We start from the raw sequence: 1414 nt of genomic DNA on the forward strand, positions 1-1414 counted from the left end.
AGAGAATCATCTAGCAAGGCTGCCTAAATGCTTCCACACATGTTGATGATGCCTCTTTTTTTTGTTACGTCAATATAGTAAAAGCAACCTGTTTTGAGAAAGAAAAGATGGCAGAAATTTTCACCAAGTACATCGCCAACGAAGAGCATTACAGCGAAGTCATCGAGCGCATCGCTAAAGTTCGTGACACCCTATGGATCGGAACTGCAGACATTAAGGACTTGTATGTAAAGCAAAATGGCGAGGCCATTCCCCTGCTGGGGCAGATTGGAGGCTTGTTGAAACGCGGTGTGGGCGTGCGCCTGGTACACGCAAAAGAACCCGGGCCAAATTTCCGCGAAGATTTCGACCGATTCCCGATTCTCGCCACGGACCTGGAACGAGTGCTTTGTCCGCGAGTACATTTCAAGATGGTCATCTTTGACCTGGAAGTTGCCTACATCGGATCCGCAAATTTGACAGGCGCCGGCATCGGCATGAAAAGCGCATTAAAGCGTAACTTCGAGGCAGGCATTCTCACCAACGACCCGCAAATCGTCGAAGCCGCCATCAACCAATTTGACACCCTATGGATGGGCGCCCACTGCAAAAACTGCGGTCGTCTGGAATATTGCGGGGATAGGATTAAATAGGGCTAGGGATTTTTGACACAACGAACCGAGAAGCCGCTACTCTTATCGTAGTCGTACACGCCGGCGCCCTCGTAGGAGCAGTCCAAAACCAGGTAGTACGCATCGTTACTAGAGTACTCCGTAGAAGACCAGAAGAGCGCGTAGTTGCCCTCGTCGTGGAAGTCGTCGAGGTCGCTGAAGTAGCTGCCAGCGGGCAACGCCCCAAAGCCGAGGCCGTCGGTACCGTTTCCACTCTTGCCGCTATTTACCTTCCAGCCAGTACTAGACTTCAACACGGTTCCTGCCATGTCAATACCAGCCTTTTGACCGGCCGTTATTTTCAAATCTTCAAGTTCCTGCTTATTAGGCAGGTGCCAGCCATCCGGGCAAGCGGTAACGGCTTCACTCCAAACATAAAGGCGGCCATACTTGTCGCAGTTTTCGGGTTTGTTGTCGTAACACTTGCTTTCGCCGGTCTGATAGTTCAGGTTTTCCGCCATCCAGACCTTGTCACCGATTTTCACGGTCTTGTAGGTCTTGCCATCGCGAGAGTCAACCATTTTTGCATCGGCATAAGGATTCGTTCCAGAATCTTCGCCGCAGCCACTCAAGGCCATAACCGTTCCAAGAGCCAGCAGAATAGCACCCATCTTTGCAATAAAGTTCTTCATAGGATTTCCTTTCACTTGTACAAGGTAATTATAGAAAATTTAGAGGCATCATCAACATGTGTGGAAGCATTTAGGCAGCCTTGCTAGATGATTCTCTCGATTCCGATTCCCATTCGTAGGCTATCTTTACAT

General features: G+C 49.6%; 2 protein-coding genes. One reads left to right on the forward strand and one right to left on the reverse strand.

The window, feature by feature from the left end; translation table 11 throughout:
• The first annotated feature begins 107 nt into the window (after positions 1 to 107).
• Positions 108 to 632 carry a phospholipase D-like domain-containing protein gene (locus tag B7992_RS16195; RefSeq protein ID WP_088666820.1) on the forward strand — a complete coding sequence of 175 codons (525 nt, stop codon included), beginning with the start codon at positions 108 to 110 and terminating at the stop codon, positions 630 to 632.
• A gap of 2 nt (positions 633 to 634) precedes the next feature.
• Here B7992_RS16195 and B7992_RS16200 read toward each other — a convergent pair whose 3' ends face one another.
• The gene (locus B7992_RS16200) at positions 635 to 1282 is read right to left on the reverse strand and encodes a fibrobacter succinogenes major paralogous domain-containing protein (RefSeq protein ID WP_088666821.1); all 648 of its coding nucleotides are present in this window, start codon (positions 1280 to 1282) and stop codon (positions 635 to 637) included.
• Between the last annotated feature and the right edge of the window lie 132 nt (positions 1283 to 1414).

Origin of the sequence: Fibrobacter sp. UWH1 (assembly GCF_002210365.1) — a bacterium.
Classification (GTDB): Bacteria; Fibrobacterota; Fibrobacteria; order Fibrobacterales; family Fibrobacteraceae; genus Fibrobacter.